The 19,179-nt window shown below is 62.9% G+C and carries 15 protein-coding genes; 3 read left to right on the top strand and 12 right to left on the bottom strand.

Annotation, left to right across the window (positions count from 1 at the left end):
• Positions 1 to 66 precede the first annotated feature (66 nt).
• The 10 genes from CLU90_RS01145 to CLU90_RS01190 all read right to left on the bottom strand — a co-directional run bounded on the left by CLU90_RS01145 (position 67) and on the right by CLU90_RS01190 (position 14,026).
• Positions 67 to 978 carry a carbohydrate kinase family protein gene (locus CLU90_RS01145; protein WP_092712682.1) on the bottom strand — a complete coding sequence of 304 codons (912 nt, stop codon included), beginning with the start codon at positions 976 to 978 and terminating at the stop codon, positions 67 to 69.
• On the bottom strand, positions 975 to 2,609 hold the full coding sequence (locus CLU90_RS01150; protein ID WP_092712684.1) for an alpha-amylase family glycosyl hydrolase: 1,635 nt from the start codon (positions 2,607 to 2,609) through the stop codon (positions 975 to 977). Before CLU90_RS01150 ends, CLU90_RS01145 begins: the two co-directional genes overlap by 4 nt.
• A 2-nt stretch (positions 2,610 to 2,611) precedes the next feature.
• Positions 2,612 to 3,502 carry a maltose ABC transporter permease MalG gene (gene malG, locus CLU90_RS01155; protein WP_034757081.1) on the bottom strand — a complete coding sequence of 297 codons (891 nt, stop codon included), beginning with the start codon at positions 3,500 to 3,502 and terminating at the stop codon, positions 2,612 to 2,614.
• Positions 3,503 to 3,511: 9 nt separating this feature from the next.
• Positions 3,512 to 5,023 (bottom strand): maltose ABC transporter permease MalF, encoded by a 1,512-nt coding sequence (gene malF / locus CLU90_RS01160; protein WP_092712686.1) that lies wholly within the window; start codon positions 5,021 to 5,023, stop codon positions 3,512 to 3,514.
• A gap of 162 nt (positions 5,024 to 5,185) precedes the next feature.
• A complete protein-coding gene (gene malE, locus CLU90_RS01165; protein ID WP_175539261.1) occupies positions 5,186 to 6,406 on the bottom strand; it encodes a maltose/maltodextrin ABC transporter substrate-binding protein MalE in 1,221 nt (406 codons plus the stop codon).
• Positions 6,407 to 6,516: 110 nt separating this feature from the next.
• Entirely contained in the window at positions 6,517 to 7,602 is a 1,086-nt protein-coding gene (locus CLU90_RS01170) for an ABC transporter ATP-binding protein (protein WP_100426965.1), read from the bottom strand.
• Positions 7,603 to 7,820: 218 nt separating this feature from the next.
• Positions 7,821 to 9,458 (bottom strand): alpha-amylase family glycosyl hydrolase, encoded by a 1,638-nt coding sequence (locus tag CLU90_RS01175; protein WP_100426966.1) that lies wholly within the window; start codon positions 9,456 to 9,458, stop codon positions 7,821 to 7,823.
• 239 nt (positions 9,459 to 9,697) lie between these two features.
• Entirely contained in the window at positions 9,698 to 10,708 is a 1,011-nt protein-coding gene (locus CLU90_RS01180; RefSeq protein ID WP_100426967.1) for a substrate-binding domain-containing protein, read from the bottom strand.
• A gap of 313 nt (positions 10,709 to 11,021) precedes the next feature.
• Positions 11,022 to 12,242, bottom strand: a complete 1,221-nt coding sequence (locus CLU90_RS01185; RefSeq protein ID WP_100426968.1) for a maltoporin — start codon at positions 12,240 to 12,242, stop codon at positions 11,022 to 11,024.
• A 224-nt stretch (positions 12,243 to 12,466) separates the two neighbouring features.
• The gene (locus tag CLU90_RS01190; RefSeq protein WP_100426969.1) at positions 12,467 to 14,026 is read right to left on the bottom strand and encodes an MFS transporter; all 1,560 of its coding nucleotides are present in this window, start codon (positions 14,024 to 14,026) and stop codon (positions 12,467 to 12,469) included.
• 107 nt (positions 14,027 to 14,133) lie between these two features.
• Between CLU90_RS01190 and CLU90_RS01195 the strand changes: the two genes are divergently transcribed.
• From CLU90_RS01195 to CLU90_RS01205, 3 genes are all read left to right on the top strand, one after another.
• Positions 14,134 to 15,060 (top strand): LysR family transcriptional regulator, encoded by a 927-nt coding sequence (locus tag CLU90_RS01195; RefSeq protein WP_100426970.1) that lies wholly within the window; start codon positions 14,134 to 14,136, stop codon positions 15,058 to 15,060.
• A gap of 313 nt (positions 15,061 to 15,373) precedes the next feature.
• The gene (locus CLU90_RS01200) at positions 15,374 to 16,495 is read left to right on the top strand and encodes a patatin-like phospholipase family protein (protein ID WP_100426971.1); all 1,122 of its coding nucleotides are present in this window, start codon (positions 15,374 to 15,376) and stop codon (positions 16,493 to 16,495) included.
• Positions 16,496 to 16,579: 84 nt separating this feature from the next.
• Positions 16,580 to 18,226: a methyl-accepting chemotaxis protein gene (locus CLU90_RS01205; protein ID WP_100426972.1), complete on the top strand. Its 1,647-nt coding sequence runs from the start codon at positions 16,580 to 16,582 to the stop codon at positions 18,224 to 18,226.
• A gap of 23 nt (positions 18,227 to 18,249) precedes the next feature.
• Here CLU90_RS01205 and CLU90_RS01210 read toward each other — a convergent pair whose 3' ends face one another.
• Both CLU90_RS01210 and CLU90_RS01215 read right to left on the bottom strand, forming a co-directional pair.
• Positions 18,250 to 18,687 (bottom strand): GFA family protein, encoded by a 438-nt coding sequence (locus tag CLU90_RS01210; RefSeq protein WP_082127679.1) that lies wholly within the window; start codon positions 18,685 to 18,687, stop codon positions 18,250 to 18,252.
• Between the two features lie 40 nt (positions 18,688 to 18,727).
• Positions 18,728 to 19,147 carry a hypothetical protein gene (locus CLU90_RS01215; RefSeq protein ID WP_092712706.1) on the bottom strand — a complete coding sequence of 140 codons (420 nt, stop codon included), beginning with the start codon at positions 19,145 to 19,147 and terminating at the stop codon, positions 18,728 to 18,730.
• Positions 19,148 to 19,179: the final 32 nt, after the last annotated feature.

Here is a 19,179-nt window from a genome sequence, read left to right on the forward strand (position 1 = left end):
GGTCAAATCCGCAGCCATTGTGCCATGCGTACCTTAGCTCGTTGCTACGCTTGATAGAATATTAAGTCATAAGCTAGTGCGGTCTTGATATAAGTCATGCAGCTCCGCCGGTCCGATGAAGCGTTCATGCGTGCCATGCTGCGCGCAGGCAAACGCGCCGCCGATGGCGCCGCGGCGCATGGCGGTGTCCAGGCCTGCATCGCCAAGCCAGGCGTGCAAAAAGGCGGCCACGAACGAATCGCCCGCGCCATTCGTGTCCACCACGGGCAGCGTCAAGCCTGCCGTCGGATAGTGGCGCACGGATGCGCCGTCCCGTTCCAGCAGGTAGGCGCCGTGCGCGCCTGCCATGGCGATCACGGCTTGCGCGCGGCCTTGCGAAATAATCGCGCGCATGACGTCGTCCCGGCGCTCGCCCAGCGCTGCCGTACTGAGGAAGACCAGGTCGGCGCGCAGTGCGAATTTCCTGTGGTGCGGGTTGACGCCATCCCAGTCGTGCAAGTCGGTCGACACCGTCGTGCCGCATACCTGCGCATCGTCAAACAGTTCGGCCACCCAGCCCATGATGGAAAAATGCGCGTGGCGCGCCGGTCCCAGGTAGGGCAGATAGAAGGCGGCCGGCATGCGCACGTCTTCCGGATGGCGGCCATCGTACAGCGACAGCCGGCGTCCTTGCGGGTCGACCAGGTTGACGCTGCGCCGTGTTCCCGAAGGTTCGACGATGTGCGAGAAATCGAGCTTGGCGTCTTTATAGCGCTGCAGGATGGCCGCGCCTTGCGCATCGTCGCCGATGAAGTCGATGAACTTGCAGCGCAAGCCCAGCGCGTGGCAACCGAGCGCCACGCCATTGCCCGTGTGCGCCACGTAGTCGCGGATGGGCGGCACGTGTAGCGAATCGGCGACGGGCAGTTGCAGGTCGGGGACGCGCACGATGGTGTCGATGCCGGCGCCGCCGACCACTAGGATGTCATAGCTGCTCATGGTGCTGCCTTTTCTAACAGGACGGTGCCGGCCGCGTTCACGGCGACGGCGTCATCTTTGACGATATAGGTTTGGTTCGTGTAGGCGTCGCGCAGTTGTGTGCCATCGGCGAACACGCCATGTACTTTGAGTGCGAGCGCGCCTTGCGCTTCGGGCACGGCGATGATGGCGTCGCCATCCATCACGCGGGCGAACGCATACGGCTTTTCATCGATCAAACGATGCTCGCCGCGCGCCAGGGCAGGGTGGCGCAGCCGGAACTGGCCCAGCTTGCGCGCATGGGCCAGGGTGGCCGCATCGAGCGTAGCCCAGTTCATGCTTGACCGGGTCGCCTGCTGTTCGTCGCCGATGGGCGCCGCGCCGGGCTGGCGCGCGCTTTCATCGCCGTAGAACAGCTGCACGCCGCCCGGCGCCAGCAGCAGGGCGGACAAGCCATGTTTCAGCCGGTCGCGCGGGAACAAACTGGTGTCGTGCGAGGAGATATACGACAGGATGTCGTAGCGGGGGGCCGAGCCCTTGTTCAGCAAGCCCGCGTACTGGCGGTACACGCCGTCGATGCTTTTCCAGTCGCCGCCCGCGCGATGCTGGAAATCGAAATTGATCATCGAGTCGAAGCCCGCGTCATGCCAGCTGCTGCGCTCGGGGCCATGGCCCCACGCTTCGCCCGTCATCCAGAATGGCGCGTCGTCGATTTTCTGCTGCGGGTGGCGCGTCTTCCAGTCTTGCAGTGCATCGGTGGCCGCCGCGCGCAGGGCCAGCCAGCTGGCCGGCTCCACGTGCTTGACGGTGTCGGCCCTGAAACCGTCGACGCCGAATTCGCGCACCCAGTCGGCCAGCCAGCTGACAAGGTAAGTGCGGACAGTCGCATCGGGCAGTGCCACGGCGCGCGTGTCGCTTTTACGTTGCAGGATGGGCGGCAAGCCCACGGCCTTGCCGCTCTCCGTGCGGAAGTCGGGCAGGTAGGCCAGCTGCATCGTGAAATCGTCCTTGCCGCCGTCTGAATAGCCGGGCAAGCCCGCGCGCACCCAGTCCGGGCCCCACCATTGCGCGAATGCGAAGTTGTTGTAGTCGATGAAGCTGTGATAGTCGCGCAGCACGGCCTTTTCATGTCCCGGCCACAGCACGGGCACCTTGAATTCGGACAGGGTGCGCAGGTCCGCGTAGCCGGGGTGGTTCAGCACCACGTCGAACAGCACGCGGATGCCTTGCGCGTGGGCCGTATTGATCATTTCGCGCAATTCCTCGCGCGTGCCCATGTTGGCGTCCATGGTGGTGTAGTCGAGCGCCCAGTAGCCGTGGTAGGCGTAGTGCTGGAATTGCTGCTTGCCGCCCACCACCCAGCCGTGTATCTGCTCATACGGCGCCGTGATCCACAGGGCGTTGACGCCCAGTTCCCTGAAATAGCCGGCTTTGAGCTGCTGCGTGATGCCGGCGATGTCGCCGCCGTGGAAGCTGCCGACGTCGCCGCCTTGCGGATCGGCGGCGCGGCCATAACTGTGGTCGTTGCCGGGGTTGCCGTTGGCGAAGCGGTCCGTCACGGCGAAGTAGACAACCGGATTCTCGGCAAAACTCCCTGCCTGCGCCGAAGCGCACAACAGCAGGGCGGCCAGCGTAGTCAGGGAGCGCCGCATGGTCAGCCCTTCACGCCGCCAGCCGTCAGGCCGGAGATCATCCATTTTTGCGCCAGCAGGAACACGGCCGTGATGGGCAGGCCGGACAGGATGGCCGCCGCGGCGAAGTCGCCCCACAGGTATTTTTGCTCGTACAGGAACAGCTTGGAGCCGACGGCCAGGGTCAGGTTGTTCTGTTCATGCAGCAGCACGGACGCGATCGGGTATTCGATGATGGCGCCGATGAACGACAACAAAAACACCACCATCAGGATGGGCACCGTCATCGGCAGCAGCACGTAGACGAAGGCCTGCCACTGCGTGGCGCCGTCGACCTTGGCCGCTTCCTCGATCTCGATGGGGATGGTTTGGTAGTAGCCCTTGATGGTCCAGATGTGCAGGGCGATGCCGCCCGTATAGGCCAGCACCAGGCTGCCGTGGTGGTCGATGCCCAGCCATGGCACGTAGCTGCCCAGCACGTCGAAGATGGCGTAGATGGCCACCAGGGCCAGCACGGCGGGGAACATTTGCAGCAGCATCAGCGCGGACAGCGTCTGCGACTTGAAGCGGAACTGCATGCGCGCGAACGCATACGCGCAGGTAGTCGACAGCAGCACGGTCACGGTGGCGCTCATGCTGGCCACCTTGATGGAATTCCACAGCCACAGCAGCACGGGGAAGTCCGGTTCGACGAGGGCGCCGTTGGGCGCCTGGTAAGACATGCCCAGCGCCAAGCGCCAGTGCTCGAAGCTGATCTCGGGCGGTATCAGGCTGCCCGAGGCGAAATTGCCGGGCCGCAGGGAGATCGACAAGATCATCAGGAAGGGAAACATCACCAGCGCGATCAGCGCGATCACGGCGACGTGGGCCGCCAGGATGCGCCAGCGGTTGGAACGGTCGACAACGATAGCCATGGCTGTCCTTTATGCTTTGTTCATGCGCGTCAGGCGCATGTTGACCAGCGAAATCGCGGCCACGAGGAAGAAGATCAGGGTCGAGATGGCGGCGGCCAGGCCAAAGTTCTGGCCGGAATCCTCGAACGCGATGCGGTAGGTGTAGGACACGAGCAAGTCCGTCGTGCCGGCCGGCAAGGTGGTGTCGAGGAAATCGGGACGCCCGCCCGTCAGCAAACTGATCAGCACAAAATTGTTGAAGTTGAAGCCGAGGCTGGCCACCATCAGCGGCGTGAGCGGCTTGATGATCAGGGGCAGGGTGATCTTGAAGAAATTCGTCAGCGGTCCCGCGCCGGCCAGGGCCGAGGCTTCGTACAGGTCCGACGGGATCGCCTTGATCAGGCCCATGCACACGACCATCATGTAGGGGTAGCCGAGCCAGGTGTTGACGATCAAGATCATGGCCTTGGCCAAGGTGGTGTCCGAGAACCAGGCGGGCTTGATGCCGAACAGGGCGTCGAGCACGAGGTTGATTTCGCCAAAGTTATTGTTGAACAAGCCCTTGAAGACGAGGATGGAAATGAAACCGGGCACGGCGTACGGCAGGAACAGCAGGGTGCGGTACAGGCCGCGGAAGCGCAGCGCATCCCAGTTCAGGAGCACGGCCAGCACCATGCCCAGGCCCGTCGTGGTGGCCACGCTGATCAGCGCGAAAACGATGGTCCACACGAAAATGCGCAGGAAGGGGCCGCGGAACGCTTCGTCCGAGAAGATCTTGACGAAGTTGGCGAAGCCCACGTTGACCTTGAAGCCCGGTTCCAGTTTCGTGCCGTCCGGCATTTCATAAAAGCCCGTCTTGAAGTTCGGTTTCACGAGTTCGCCCGTGGCGACTTTCTTCAAGGTCTTGTCGGGCAGTTGCTTGTAGACGTGCGCGACGGGGCCGAATTCGCGCAAGCCCACCATGCGCAGCTCGATCTTGTTCGGCAGCACGAGGGTGAGCAGTTTCAAGTCTTTTTGCAGGGCGATGATGTCCTTGATGGGCAGCGGCGCGGCCAGCACGGGCGCCTGCACGGGATCGAGCGGCGCCACTTCCACGTTCAGGGGCACGGCGCGCTTGAGGGCCAGCGGCTGCGTCAAGAGCACTTCGCCCGTGTCCGGGCTTTCCAGGCGCAAGCGGTATTCTTTATTATCGGCATGCACGGTCATGGCATAGCCGGCGCTTTCCACGCGCTGCGTTTCATCCAGCAAATATTGCGTGGCCCGTTCATAGGTGAGCAGGTTGCGCGAACTGAAATTGGTAAAGCCGATCGACACCGTGTACACCATCGGCAGCAGCACGAAGACGATGACCGCCGTGATGCCGGGAAACAGATAGCGGTAAGCATAGGCGCGCGGCGACGTGAAGACAAACGTCGTCAAGGTCAGCAAGCCGAGGAAAACGGCGGCCAGCATGGTCTGGCCGGAAATGTACAACATGAAGAGCAGATACAGACCCAGCGCCATGCTGATGGTCAATACCGTAGGGCCGATAAACTTGCGCACGATGGATACCTGTGAAGATGGATACTGGATGAAGGCGTTGTGGTGTAGGTCGGATTAGGCCCGAAGGGCCGTAATCCGACAACATTGTTGGCTGCACATGGCGGATTACGCGCAAGCGCTAAGCCGACCTACGCGAAGTCACGTGATGCAGCGCGATACCGATTAATTCGCCGTCGTAATCCGCTTCGCCGCCGCATCGAGGCCATCCTTGGTCGTCTGGCGGCCTTGCGTGATGTTTTCCAGCGCCGATTGCATCGACGACCAGAAGCGGCCCATTTCCGGGTTGTTCGGCATTGGGCGGCCCGCTTGCGCGCTTTCCATCGTCGCCTGGATGTTCGGATTGGCTTTCAGTTCCGCAAACAGCACTTTATTGGCTGGCGTACCCAGCGGGACGTCGGCGTTGATGGTTTTCAGGCCATTGATCTGCAGCATCTGGTTTTCCAGGAATTCCGTCGCCAGGTCCTTGTTCGGGCTGGCCTTGGAAATCATCGCGCCCAGCACGCCCACGAATGGGGTGGCCGTCTTGCCCGCCACGGTAGGGATCGTTGCCACGCCGAAGTTGATCTTCGACTTGCGCGCATTGTCCCATGACCATGGGCCGTTGATCATCATGGCGATCTTGCCCTGGTTGAAGCCCGCTTCCATCTCGGCGTAGCCGGCGCCCTTCGGCATGGCGCCGCTGTTGATCAGGGTCATCAGCGCATTCACGCCCGCTTGCGAGCCGGCATTGTTCACGCCCGTCTTGGCTGCATCGTAGCGGCCGTCGGACTTGACTTCAAACGGGAAGCCGCCGCCCGCACCCAGCAATGGCCACGTGAAATAGGTGTTCGTGTAATCCCACAGGATGGCTTTCTTGCCTTGGGCGGACAATTTCTTGTCCAGCGCGGCGATTTCCTCGAAGGTTTTTGGCGGCGTCGGCACCAGGTCCTTGTTGTAGACGAGGGCGACGGCTTCGATGGAGATCGGGTAGCCCCAGGTCTTGCCGCTCACCGTGAAGGCGTTCCAGGCCAGCGGCAGGATGGCGGCGCGCGCTTCCTTGCTTGGCGTCAATGGTTGCAGCAAGCCGGCGTCGATCCAGGTGCCGATGCGGTCATGCGGCCAGATCCAGATGTCCGGGCCCTTGCCGGCGGCGGCCGCTTGCTGGAATTTGTTCGGCGCATCTTCCGGATGCTCGACGACGACCTTGATGCCCGTCTTCTTGGTGAATTCTTCGCCGACCTTGGCCAGGCCCTTGTAGCCTTTGTCGCCATTGATCCAGATCAGCAGGGTGCCTGCTTCGGCCGCGTTCCCCATGCTGACGGCGGCCAGGTTGCCGATGCCGGCCAGGGCGGCGGCGATCAGGGTGGTTTTGATGAAGCTGCGTTTCGGGTGCGTGAAGGACATGTCAATCTCCAGTATCTTTTTTTATGCTAAGTTTATGTTGAGTATCAAGGCTGAAACGATACAACCAGGCCAGGCGGCGCCTGTAGCGCCTGGCCCCTTAAAGCCGGGTGTCAGGTACGGGTCTGGCCGTGCTCGTCGAACACGTGGACGCGGGCCGGCGCCACCTGCAGCGCCACGGATTGGCCAATGGCCCAGTCCGTCTCCGCATCGGCGCGCACCACCAGCGGCTCGTCGCCGCCTGCTACGTACACGTACAGATAGCTGATGTCGCCCAGTTTTTCCACGGCCTGCACGGTGGCCGTGATGGCGGCAGTGGCGCCGGGCGCGCATGCCTGCACGTGCTCGGGACGCGCGCCGACGGTGACGGGGGTGCCGCTGGCCAATGGCTGCGTCAACACGGCCTGCAGCATGCCGCCCGCGTTGGTGGCGATAGTGGCCACGCCGTCGACGTAGCTGTGGATCTTGCCCTTGAGGAAATTCATGCGGGGCGAACCGAGGAAACCGGCCACGAACAGGTTGGCGGGGTGGTGGTACAGCTCGAGTGGCGCGCCCACCTGCTCGATGCGGCCCGCGTTGAGCACGACGATGCGGTCGGCCAGGGTCATCGCTTCGACCTGGTCATGCGTGACGTAAATCATGGTCGAGCGCAATTCGCGGTGCAAGTTCGCCAGTTCGATGCGCATCTGCACGCGCAGCGATGCGTCGAGGTTCGACAGCGGTTCGTCGAACAGGAAGACGTCGGGCTTGCGCACGATGGCGCGGCCGATGGCCACGCGCTGGCGCTGGCCGCCCGACAAGTCCTTCGGTTTGCGTTCCAGCAATGGTTCGATGCGCAGGATTTGCGCGGCGCGCTGCACGGCGTCGGCGATTTGCACCTTGCTCATGCCGGCCAGTTTCAGGCCGAAGGCCATGTTCTGCGCCACGCTCATGTGCGGGTACAGGGCGTAGCTCTGGAACACCATGGCGATGCCCCGTTTGGCGGGCGGCACGTCGTTCATGCGGGTCTTGCCGATGAACAAGTCGCCGCCGCTGATTTCTTCCAGGCCGCATATGCTGCGCAACAAGGTGGATTTGCCGCAACCCGACGGGCCCACGAAGACCATGAATTCGCCGTCCGCGATCTCCAGGTCGATGCCGTGCAGGGTTTGCACGTCGCCATATGCCTTCTTCAGCCCTGCTAATTTCAGTCCTGCCATGTCGTCCTCACTCTCACTGAATGTGCCTGGCCAAATCTGCTGCGCGTCGAGATTTGCGGCTGGCGATGCTCACTGTGCGTTCGCACAGCTGCGCTTCTCAGCCACAACTCTCATCCGCTCGCTACGATTTTGCCAAGCACCGATACTCTGTTGTTCGGCCCCGCTGATGCGCGGGGCTCGTTATTGTAATTGGCGGCATGGCCGCCAAAGCCTGCGATTTACGCCAGGGTGCCGAACCAGCCGCCATGCGGGGGCAGGATGATCTGCTGGCCATCTTTATTACCTGGCAAGCCGTGACCGGCCAGGTCGGCCGCCGGCGCCGCGTCTGGCCAGGAAAATGTGACGGCTTCCGTGCCCAGGTTGAAGGCGGCCAGGACCGACGGTTGGCCGGGCAAGTCGCGGCGCAGGGCCAGCACGGGTTCCGGCGCATCGAAGAAACTGATGTCGCCACGCAGCAATTGCGGCAGGGTGCGGCGCCAGGCGAGGATATTCTGCGCAAACTGCAGCGGCGAGCCGCTATCGCGCGCTTCGACGTCAGCGGCGCGCGCCAGGTGTTCGGGCGGCACGGGCAACCAGGGTTTTGCCGTGCTGAAGCCGCCGTGCGGCGCACCGGCCACCCATGGCATCGGCGTGCGGCAGCCGTCGCGGCCCTTGAACTGGGGCCAGAACGGAATGCCGTACGGGTCTTGCAGCGCTTCGAAAGGAATGTCCGCTTCCGTCAGGGCCAGCTCGTCGCCCTGGTACAGGCACGGCGTGCCTTTCAAGGCGGCCTGCACGGCCAGCACGACCTTGGCCAGCGACGGCGATGGATTCTCGCCGCCCCAGCGCGTCATGACGCGCACGCTGTCGTGGTTGCCCACGGACCAGGAAGCCCAGCCGTCGGCCACTTGCGCTTCGAACTCTTCCACCTGCTTGCGGATGTGGGCGGCCGAAAACTCCGCCGTCAGCAAGTTGAAGCTGTAGGCCATGTGCAGCTTGTCGGCGCCCGTGTAGGCCGCCATGGTGGCCAGCGCATTGTCGTCGCCCACTTCGCCGATGGAAACGGCCTGGTATTCGTCGAGCACGGCGCGCACGCGCTGCAGGTAGGCGATGTTTTCCGGCTGCGTCTTGTCGTACACGTGCGCCTGCATGCCGTAGGGATTGATGGCCGATACACTGCTCGCATCGCGCTGCGCGGCTGGCGGATTGTCGCGCAGCAACTGGTCGTGATACGGGAAGTTGCAGGAATCGAAGCGGAAGCCGTCGACGCCGCGCTCGAGCCAGAAACGCAGGTTGTCCAGCTGGGCCTGCTGCACGGCCGGATTGTGGAAATTCAGGTCGGGCTGGCTGACGAGGAAATCGTGCAGGTAATACTGGCCGCGGCGCGGCTCCCATTGCCAGGCCGAACCGCCGAACACGGACAGCCAGTTGTTCGGCGCCGTGCCGTCCGGCTTCTGGTCGGCCCACACATACCAGTCGGCCTTGGGATTGTCGCGGCTGGAGCGGCTTTCCACGAACCACGGATGGATGTCGGACGAGTGCGACAGCACCTGGTCGATCATCACTTTCAAGCCCAGTTCATGGGCGCGGGCCACGAGGCGGTCGAAATCGGCCAGGGTGCCAAACATCGGGTCGACGTCGCAGAAATCAGCCACGTCATAGCCGAAGTCCTTCATCGGCGACGTGAAGAAGGGCGAGATCCACACGATGTCGGCGCCCAGGGCGGCGATGTAATCGAGCTTGGAGGTAATGCCGGGCAAGTCGCCGATGCCGTCGCCATTGCTGTCGAGGAAGCTGCGTGGATACACCTGGTAGATGACGGCGCTGCGCCACCAGTCGGCGGGCAGATGGGCGAGATTGTTCTGGATGGTCGGCATGAATGATTTCTTAAAAGTTGCCTGTAGCGTTGGCTATCAGGGCGGCGCTGCTGGTTGGTAGGCGAACGTCTTATTTTAAAATTCAAAGCGCTTTGGGTATGAAATGAGTATAGTTCAAAGCGCTTTGAAAAGTAAAGCGATACACGCGCCAGACATACGATTTTTTTATGAGGGTGATTCAGGACAACGAGATGGCGCCGCTGGCCAGGCGGCCGGCGGCGCAGGGAGGCGGAAAACGCCTAGTTCGGCACGGCTCCCGCCGACTCGCCCGGCAACAGTTCGCATGGCCACAGTTCCTGCAAATCGGTGACGGGCGTGCCATCCATCTGCGCCAGCAGCATGTTGATCATTTTCGCGCCGGCGCCGCGCGGGTCGGGCTGGACGATGGTGGTGACGTTGTGGCCGGCCAGGGAATCTTCCATCACGCCCCAGACGATCAGCGACATCTCGCGGCCGATGCTGATGCCCGCGTCGAGCAGCGCGCGCACGGCGCCCACGCCCGACATGTGATTGTCGACGATGACGGCCGTGGGGCGGGGCGAGCGGGCCAGCAGGCGCTGCATGGCCTGGTAACCGGCGCGGCGGTCGTGCGCGTTGTCGACCAGATTGTCCGGATCGACGGCCAGGCCGCCCGCCTGCATGGCGTGCTGGAAACTCTCGACGCGCTGGCGCACGAAGTTCAGGTCAGGCGTGGCGCTGATCAGGCCGATGCGCTGGTGGCCCAGCTGCGCCAGGCGCTCGACGGCCAGGCGCATGCCCGCTTCGTTGTCGTAGTCGAACCACGCATGCGGCTGGTTCAGCTGCGTGCGGCCATGCGCGACGAAGGGCATGCCCTGCTGCGCCAGGTAGGCGATGCGCTCGTCGAACGGTTTCGTGCGCCCGACGATCAGCCCGTCGATGCGGCGGCCCTTGACCATGCGTTCATAGGTGTGGAACTCGTTGGTGGCCGAGGCGGGCGCGATCATCATGTCCATCTGCTGCGCTTCCAGCGCTTCCGACATGCCGCCCACGATGTCGATGAACATGGGGTCGGCCAGGTCGTTCGGCATCAGCGGGTAGATGATGCCGACGATATTCGTGCGCCCCACGGCCAGGCTGCGCGCCATGGGATTGGGGCGGTAGCCGGCCGCCTGCGCAGCGGCCAGCACCCGCTCGCGCGTGCGTTCGCTCACTTCCGGATAGCCATTCAAGGCGCGGCTGACGGTGGTTTCGGATATTCCTAGCGTTTTGGCGAGATTTTTGAGGTTCATGGATGCTGCAGTCGGGGTGGATCGGGAGCGGTGCCGTGCAATGCAGGGTAGTTTATCTGATAAATGCCGGAATGATCAGGGGTATGGCAAGCGGCGGCGGCGCCCAAAAAAATACGCGGGCAAACCCAGGGGCGCCCGCGCTAAAAGAGGATACTGCTGAATCACTACATTGAAGCTGCCGGCCATCGCGTGCAGCGGCGAAATGGTGGGTCCGGTTACTACCTGCCCCTGAATGAGCGGGCGGTGCTGCTGCCAGTGGCTGGCGCCTTGCGGCGTCAGCCAGTGTTGGATGCCTCTGATTAATAAAGAGCTCTTACCACCACGACTCGACCTGGAAGCCGATCGAGCTGCCATTGGTCTTGCCACCAAACACGCCCGTCGACGACAGCGCCGATTCCGCGGCGGCGGCCGACTGGGCTGCCTTGTTCCATTTGGCGTAGGTGTAGAAGGCGCGCAGCACGGGGCGCGACCAGAAGCTGTTGCCGGCCGACAGTTGCGGCGCGAAGGTCAGCTTGGTGAGATTGCGGCTCTCGCCGCCTTCCGGCTTGACGATGTCGTGGCCCAGTTCCACGGCCAGGCTGTAGTTGTCCGTGAAGTGGTAGACGGGACGCGCGCCGATCGACGTCCATTTGCTGCTCACGCCTGCCGTTTCCTTGTCTTCATAGACAAAGGTGCCCATGCCCGACCACGCGCCTTTGGGCTGGATCATGATCTGTTCCGTCAGGCGCACGACCTTGTCATCCTTGCCGGCGCCCAGGCTGAAGCCGCCCGTATTGGCGGCGCTGCCTTTGCCGTACTGCAATGCCACCTTGTTGAAGCCGCCCAGCAGATTGCCTTGCGTATGCATGACGGTCAGCAAGTGGCCGCTGGCGATGGGGGCGGCGCCCTGCGCATTGCGTTTCTGGTTGAATTGCAAGCCCAGCGTCAGTTCGCCATCGGGGTTGACCTTGATGCCGGAGAAGCGCAGGTCGTGGGACAGGCCCATGCGCTTGCTGTCGCCGTCATCGGCCGTGCGCACGATGGCGTAGGCCAGCTTGGCGGCGCCCAGGTCGATGTTTTCCAGGCCGGCGCCAGGGCCGCTGTTATTCCAGAAGTAGTAATCGGTGATGTGCACGTCCTGGCGGTCGTAGTAGCGCTTGCCGACCCAGGCGCGCGCTTCGGCGAAGGCGCCCGAACCGATCTTGTCGGCGACCACGTTCATTTCGCGCCACGACGGGTCCGATTGTTCCCAGTCCTGGTTCTGGTTGACGGAGAACGCCACCAGGGTGTTGATGCGGAAGGTGGTGCCATTGGCGGCTTTGAAGGCTTCGCCGCCGAATTTCAACTCGCCGTAGGTTTCGCACTCATTGCCCAGACGATACTTGGACGAGGCGCCGGCCAGGCCGAAACACGCTTCCTTGCCGCCTTCGCTGCTGGTGCCAAAGCCCGAGCGGATGTAGCCGCCGAAATCGATAGGCAGGGCGGCCTGGGCGGCCGAAGCGCTCAAGGCCAACGCCACGGCGGCAGGCAAAGTTTTCAAGAAATGTTTGTTCATTGCGTCTCCAGTGTTTTTATAGGTGTGGGATCGGTGCGCATAACTTCGCGCAACCAAAGCGCTTTAGTTATGTTTCAAAGCGCTTTGAGTATAGTTCAAAGCGCTTTGATAAGTAAACTCGTTTTGCTTCTGGAAATTTATGACATGTTGCGGAGAAACATCAGGGAGGGCGGCGGCGCGTGGGCGCCGCCGTGTACGGCAGGAGGAACGGCGATGGTCGTGACTTATTGCTGCGCCTTGCAGGCGGGCAGGGCGGCCGTGTCCGTTGCTGCACCAGCTGGATGACGCAAAAAGGCCAGGATCAGCAGGGCCGAAGCCGTCGTAATGCTGGCCAGCACATACAGCAAGTGGCGGAAGGCGGCGCCATACGCTTGCGCCAGTTCGGCGGCGCCGGCCTGCGGCAATAGTTCACCGGCATGGCGCAGCTCGCCCAGCGCCAGGAAGGGCGCGGCCAGCGCCGCCTGCTCCGGGGCGAGGCCGGATACTTTGCCCAGGGCCGCCATCGCCAGCGTGCCCAGCAGTGCGCTGACGATGGCCAGCGCCAGGCCTTCGCCCGCCACGCGCGTCGTATTGAAGATGCCGGCCGCCATGCCGGCCCGTTCGACGGGCACGACGCTGATGGCCAGACCATCCATCAAGCCCCACGGCAGGCTGATGCCGCAGCCGATCAGCAGCAGCGGCCCGATCAAGGTGGCGGGCGATTGTCCCGGCGCACAGGTGGATAGCCACAGCAGGCCGCCGGCCGCCAGCAGCAAGCCGCTGGCGCAAATGTGCGCGGCGGCAAGGCGCTGCGCCGCCATGCCGGCCAGGACCGGCAGCACCAGCATGGGCGCGGACAGGGCGATCATCATGCGTCCCGCCTCGAGTGCGCTGTAGCCTTCGATGCCGATGAAGCGGGCCGGCAGCAATACCAGCAGCACGACAAAGGAAAACGCGGGCGCGGCGGCCAGCAGTTGCACGCCGGCAAAGGCGGGCAGGCGGAACAGGGTCAAGTCCAGCATGGGCCGCGCGGCGCGGCGCTCCACGCGGATGAAAATGGCCAGCAGCAAGGCCGCGCCACCGAGCAGTCCCAGGCTGGCGGCGCTGCTCCAGCCACTGTCGGGTGCCTGTAGCAAGCCATAGGTAAACAAGGACAGGGCGCCGGTAAACGTCAGGGCGCCGGGCCAGTCGACGCCTTGCGCCTGCGGGTCGCGCGATTCGCGCATGGCGAGCGCGGCGGCCAGCAGGGCGGCCAGGCCGGCCACGGCCGTGCCGATAAAAATGGCGCGCCAGCCCGTGTGCGTGATCAGGGTGCCTGCCAGGAAGGGACCGAAGGCCAGGCCCGTGCCGAAGGCCGTGCCGATCAGGCTGAAGGCGCGCGCGCGGGCGGGCCCGTCGAATTCCTGCGCCAGGGCCGCCAGTCCGCTTGACAGGGCCATGGCGCAACCGAGGCCCTGGACGGCGCGCAGCACGTCGAGCCACACAATGCCGGGCGCGGCCGCCAGTGCCAGCGCGGCGGCGGAAAACACGCCCAAGCCCAGCAGGAAGACGCGCTTGCGGCCATAGCGGTCGGCCAGCGCGCCGGCCACCATCAGGCAGCCGCCAAAACTGAGCATGAAGGCGTTCGTGATCCACGCCAGCGCCAGCGGCGTGCCGTGCAAGTCGGCGGCGATGGCGGGAAGGGCGATGGCCGGCCCCGTAAAACTGAGCGGCATGCAGAGCGCGGCCAGGCAGACGGCGGCGAGCACGAAGGCGCGCCGGGCGGCAGCTGGTTCCGGGGCTTGCGCGGGGAGAGTGGTATCCATGGGAATGATTCCAGAAAGAGGGAATCCGATGATAATATGGACGCAATCAATGAAAAAGTGGCTGAAAATCCACTCATAACGGACAAATATTCCCCAATGGCTATGACATGGATAATCTGAACGGCATTGCCGCCTTCGTGCGCGCGGCGGAAACTTCCAGCTATGTGGCGGCCGGCCGGTTGCTCGGCGTGTCGGCCTCGGCCGTGGGCAAGAGCGTGGCGCGGCTGGAAGAAAAGCTGGGTGTGCGCCTGCTCAACCGCAGCACGCGGCGCATCAGCCTGAGCAACGAGGGTGCGCTGTTCTACGAACGCTGCCAGCGCATCCTGGCCGACCTGGGCGATGCCGAGGCGGAACTGTCGCACCTGGCCGAGGCGCCGCGCGGCAAGCTGCGCGTCAGCCTGCCCGTGATCGGCTACCGCATCATCCTGCCTTTGCTGGCCGAGTTTACGCGGCTGTATCCGGAGATCGAGCTCGACCTCGATTTCAACGACCGCCTCGTCGACGTGGTGGCCGAAGGCGTCGACGTGGCCGTGCGCAGCGGTACCTTGACGGATTCGCGGCTGATGGCGCGCGAACTGGGGCCGTTTGCCTTTGCCATCGTCGGCTCGCCCGCGTATTTCGCCCGCCACGGCGTGCCGGCCACGCCGCGCGCGCTGGAAGGGCATGCCTGCGTGCGCTATAAATTCCCCACCACGGGCAAGTTGCAGGAATGGGAGTTGCAGCGCGCCGAGGGCGACAGCGGCGGCGAGTTGCGCTTGCCGACCGCCTTGACCTGCAACAATATCGAAGCCTTGATCGGCGCCGCCACGCAAGGCGTGGGTCTCGCTTATTTACCTGACTTTATCGTGCGCGACACCATCGCGCGCGGTGACTTGCAAGCCGTGCTGGCCGGCTACTTACTGCACTCAAGCAAGTTCTGGGTGCTGTGGCCGTCAAGCCGCCATCTGTCGCCAAAAATTCGCGTCTTTGTTGACCATTTGTGTACCCACCTGCATTTCTCTTCGCTCCCTCCCAAGCCTGCCTCACTCCCTTGATGTCCCTTGCCCCCGCGCCGGAGGCGGCTTGGGGAATACTCCTACCCCAAGGCGATTATTCCTAACGCCACCGAATTTATATTTGCTGCGATGCATCAAGCCATGCCGCACGGCATCAACTTATGGCCTTGCTGAATACCCGTCATTCGTTATGGAAATTGCCATAAGGAATTTATTTATGTTAATTTCATATCTGTTTCTGCAGCATTGCATTTGCCGGACGGTTGCAGGGACATGTGCAGGATTAGGCGCCATCAGCGTGTAGTAACCAACAATTAAGGGATGATCATCCCGTTCCGTTCAGGGAGTGTGCATGAAGACAGTCACGACGATACCGCCGGATCCGGCACCAGCCGCGACAGCGAAACCGGCCCGCAAAACGGGGCTGCTGCTCGGTGGCGGTGCACCAAATTCCACCTTGATCGCCGGCGCCCTGGCCGCGTTTCTCGATGAGGGTATCGAGTTCGACGTCATTTCCGCGTCGGGCGCGGGTGTATTGATGGGCTTGCTTTACACGACGCCGCACGAAGCCACGCCGCGCCAGGCCTTGCAAAGCTGGGCCGACACGGGCGTGGCCGACAGCATCTACAAGATGATCCCGATCAACTACAAGGTGTTCCAGAAGCCGGGCATGCACGCGAGCACTTTCCGCGACGCCTTCCAGCCGCCGGCCAACAATCCTTTTTTTCAGGCGTTCCAGCAAACGTTTGCGGGCGTGCCCACGGCCTGGTCGGACTGGGGCAAGCTGATGGTGTCGTCACTGTCGCCGTCGGATCTGTCGGCGAAAAGCCTGGGCCTGTGCGCGCATTTGCCCTTCCTGGAAAAAGCCGTGGATTTTTCGGGCGTGGCGCGCATGCGTCCCGATTTCTACATCAATGCCTACAACCTCAGCGAGCACCGCATGCAAATCTGGGGCAAGCACGAGATCGAACCGATCCATGTGCGCGCGGCCCTGTCGTTCCCCTTCCTGTATGCGCCCACGACCATCGGGGGCGACGACTACATCGAAGGCGCGGCCCTCGATACGCTCAATTTCGATCCGTTTATCGAAGGCAAGGGCGAGCATCATGACGCCGACACCCTGGTCATCCTCGACATCCTCGGCGATGAACGCCTGCTGCGCAAGCCGCGCAACCTGTACGACGCCTGGGTGCGCTCCATCATCACGCCGCTGGTGAAGATTTCCAAGAGCGAGCTGCGCCTGTTTGAACTCGAGCACAACACGGATGCGCGCACGGGCCAGCCCAAACGACGCCTGCTCAAGCTCGACCTGATGGGAGGCATCCCGGAGCAGCACTGGCCCGACACCCTGGACTGGTCCAGCTCGAACATGCAACTGCTGTTCGACGTGGGCCACAAGGCGGGCCTGGCGTTTTGCCGCCAGCATGGTGACTTGCTGCGCCGCACTCCCGACGCTTCCCCGCTGGCGGCCTGATCGCCGGCAAGCGATCCCGGCCACCCGATCGGCAGCTCTTATCCCGTCTGGCCTTGCCAGGCCACCTTTTTACTGTGACACACCATGAATATCACCAAGCAATTAATTCTGACCCTGACCATCGCCTTGCTGGCCCTGCTATTGCTGGGCGCGGGCGGCGCCATCCAGCTGCAGCGCGCCCAGGAGCGTTTCGATACCGTGCAAAATCGCATCATCCCCAGTATCCAGGGCTTGAATGCGGCCAAGGGTTTCCTTGCCGATTCGCGTCTGGCCGGCTACCGCCTGTCCGTGTTCTCCAACCTGGCCGACAAGACGGCGCTGGACAAGGCCGTGGCCGACGCCAACACGAATTTCGACAAGGTCATCGCCACCTACCGCGCCGAGCGCCTGTATGACGCGACGGACAGCAAGATGCTCGACGCCGACCAGGCCGCCATGGAAGCCTACCGCCGCGCGCTCGTGCCATTCTTTGCCGCCGCCTACGCGGGCGACATGGATGGCGTGCGCGCCACCTTGCTGGCCGGCACGCCGCTGGCCATCACGGCCGCCGCCGCCAAAAAGAGCATGGATGACCATATCGCCTACAACAACAAGCTGGTCGACGATGTAAAAGCGGAAAGCCTGGCCGCCTATGACACGGCGTTCAACACCATGCTGGCCGTACTGGGCGTGGCCGTGCTGCTGACGGGTGCGCTGGCCTGGCATATCTACCGCACCATCAGTGGCGGCCTGGGTAATATCGAACATACGCTGGAGCGTGTCAGCGCTTCGCTGGACCTGTCCGCCGCCATGCCCGTCGAGCGCATGGATGAAGTGGGCCGCACGGCCACGGCCTTCAATAAATTCCTGGAGCGCATCGTCGGCGTGATCGCCACCGTGCGCGCCTCGGCCGATACGGTCAGCGTGGCGGCCGCGCAGATTTCCGCCGGCAACGCGGACTTGTCCGTACGCACGGAACAGCAGGCGTCATCGCTGGAAGAAACGGCGTCCAGCCTGGAAGAACTGACCTCGGCCGTGCGCCAGAATACGGACAATGCGCGCCAGGCGAATACCCTTGCCGTGTCCGCCTCGGACGTGGCCCGCAAGGGCGGCGCCGTGGTGGCGCAAGTGGTCGGCACGATGGGCTCGATCAATGAGTCGGCGAAGAAGATCGCCGACATTATCGGCGTGATCGACGGCATTGCCTTCCAAACCAACATTCTGGCGCTGAACGCGGCCGTGGAAGCGGCCCGCGCAGGCGAGCAGGGCCGTGGTTTCGCCGTGGTCGCCACCGAAGTGCGCAACCTGGCGCAGCGTTCGGCGGCGGCCGCCAAGGAAATCAAGGGCTTGATCGAGGATTCCGTGGATAAAGTCAACACGGGCAGCGCGCTCGTCGACCAGGCGGGCGCGACGATGGAAGAAATCGTCGCCAGCATCCGCCGCGTAACGGACATCATGGGCGACATCGCCAACGCCAGCCACGAGCAAAGCGCCGGCATCGAGCAGGTGAACCAGGCCATTTCGCAAATGGACCAGGTCACCCAGCAAAACGCGGCCCTGGTGGAAGAGGCGGCCGCCGCGGCATCCTCGCTGCAAGACCGTGCCGTCGAGCTGGTCGACGTGGTGGCCGTGTTCCGCCTGCGTGGCGACGCCCAAGGGAAGGCGTTGAAAGTGGCGGGCGGCTTGCCGGCCCCGGCAACAGCTGCCGCCAGCCGGCGCCTGGCCTTGCCGGGCCGCAGTGCTCGAGGTTAAATCTTTTGACCGCCCCGGTTCATTTAATGGGCGGTATTCGGAAAAAAGCGTAGGTATCCAGCGATGTCAGGTCCGCCTCCAGCAATTTTATCTTTTGGATGGAGTCGGCCTTCGTTGACTGCTACTTCTTCAAAGTCAAACGGACTGATTCCTTCCAGACAGGCCACATTGATCCCGAATTGATCGGGTTTTGACCGGCGTTGGTGATGTGTGTATATCCCGCATTTTGAGCAAAAATAGTGCTTCGCTTGCATGGTGTGAAACTGATAAAGGGTGAGCAATTCCTCTCCAGAAGTGATCTCTATATCCTGAAGCGCCGCAGAAACCGCTATCGCACCGCGCATGCGGCAATAGGAGCAGTTGCAGCGCCGTGCTGTCTTGAGCCCGTCGCTAAGTCGAACTTGAAATCTTACAGATCCACAATGGCATGAACCTCGTAACTTTCCATCAGTGCTTTTCATTTTTTTCCTTACAATGACGGCTTGTGTCCGAACACGGCCTTCAATCAAAGACAATCCGCTGCCCCAGCTCGAATTGATTCTCATGGCAATAAAACAGGATAAGCGGCGTGTCCTTCGAATAGATCATCGCGTCGTCACGTGACGGTACAAAAATATCCGACCAGTTCTCGACCAGGAACACACTGCTGCAGACGAAGCATGCGTCTTCTCCAAACACCACCACGACCTGCTGAATTCCTGGCACGCGCTCCCGTAACCAGCTGGTTGCGATGGCCACGTCGTCTCCGAAGGCGAATCGCTCGATGGAATCAACGGTGTTACTGTTCAAGCCGAGATGCGTCTTCGAGTCATGCAGACCCACCAAATCATAGGCACGGCGAGCATCCGCGGCATCAAGCCAGACGATATCGGCCGAGTGATGTTTTAGCTCCTCAACCCGCCAATGTGTTTTGTTTATCATCTTTCAACATCCAAGGTGCCCTGGGCAGCGTT

Source organism: Janthinobacterium sp. 67 (genome assembly GCF_002797895.1).
In the GTDB taxonomy this organism is placed as follows: Bacteria; Pseudomonadota; Gammaproteobacteria; order Burkholderiales; family Burkholderiaceae_D; genus Janthinobacterium.

Coding starts and splice junctions, on each gene's coding strand:
- CLU90_RS01145 (WP_092712682.1), bottom strand. CDS start 978: ATGAGCAGCTATGACATCCTAGTGGTCGGCGGCGCCGGCATCGACACC.
- CLU90_RS01150 (WP_092712684.1), bottom strand. CDS start 2,609: ATGCGGCGCTCCCTGACTACGCTGGCCGCCCTGCTGTTGTGCGCTTCG.
- malG (WP_034757081.1), bottom strand. CDS start 3,502: ATGGCTATCGTTGTCGACCGTTCCAACCGCTGGCGCATCCTGGCGGCC.
- malE (WP_175539261.1), bottom strand. CDS start 6,406: ATGTCCTTCACGCACCCGAAACGCAGCTTCATCAAAACCACCCTGATC.
- CLU90_RS01170 (WP_100426965.1), bottom strand. CDS start 7,602: ATGGCAGGACTGAAATTAGCAGGGCTGAAGAAGGCATATGGCGACGTG.
- CLU90_RS01175 (WP_100426966.1), bottom strand. CDS start 9,458: ATGCCGACCATCCAGAACAATCTCGCCCATCTGCCCGCCGACTGGTGG.
- CLU90_RS01180 (WP_100426967.1), bottom strand. CDS start 10,708: ATGAACCTCAAAAATCTCGCCAAAACGCTAGGAATATCCGAAACCACC.
- CLU90_RS01185 (WP_100426968.1), bottom strand. CDS start 12,242: ATGAACAAACATTTCTTGAAAACTTTGCCTGCCGCCGTGGCGTTGGCC.
- CLU90_RS01190 (WP_100426969.1), bottom strand. CDS start 14,026: ATGGATACCACTCTCCCCGCGCAAGCCCCGGAACCAGCTGCCGCCCGG.
- CLU90_RS01195 (WP_100426970.1), top strand. CDS start 14,134: ATGGATAATCTGAACGGCATTGCCGCCTTCGTGCGCGCGGCGGAAACT.
- CLU90_RS01200 (WP_100426971.1), top strand. CDS start 15,374: ATGAAGACAGTCACGACGATACCGCCGGATCCGGCACCAGCCGCGACA.
- CLU90_RS01205 (WP_100426972.1), top strand. CDS start 16,580: ATGAATATCACCAAGCAATTAATTCTGACCCTGACCATCGCCTTGCTG.
- CLU90_RS01210 (WP_082127679.1), bottom strand. CDS start 18,687: ATGAAAAGCACTGATGGAAAGTTACGAGGTTCATGCCATTGTGGATCT.
- CLU90_RS01215 (WP_092712706.1), bottom strand. CDS start 19,147: ATGATAAACAAAACACATTGGCGGGTTGAGGAGCTAAAACATCACTCG.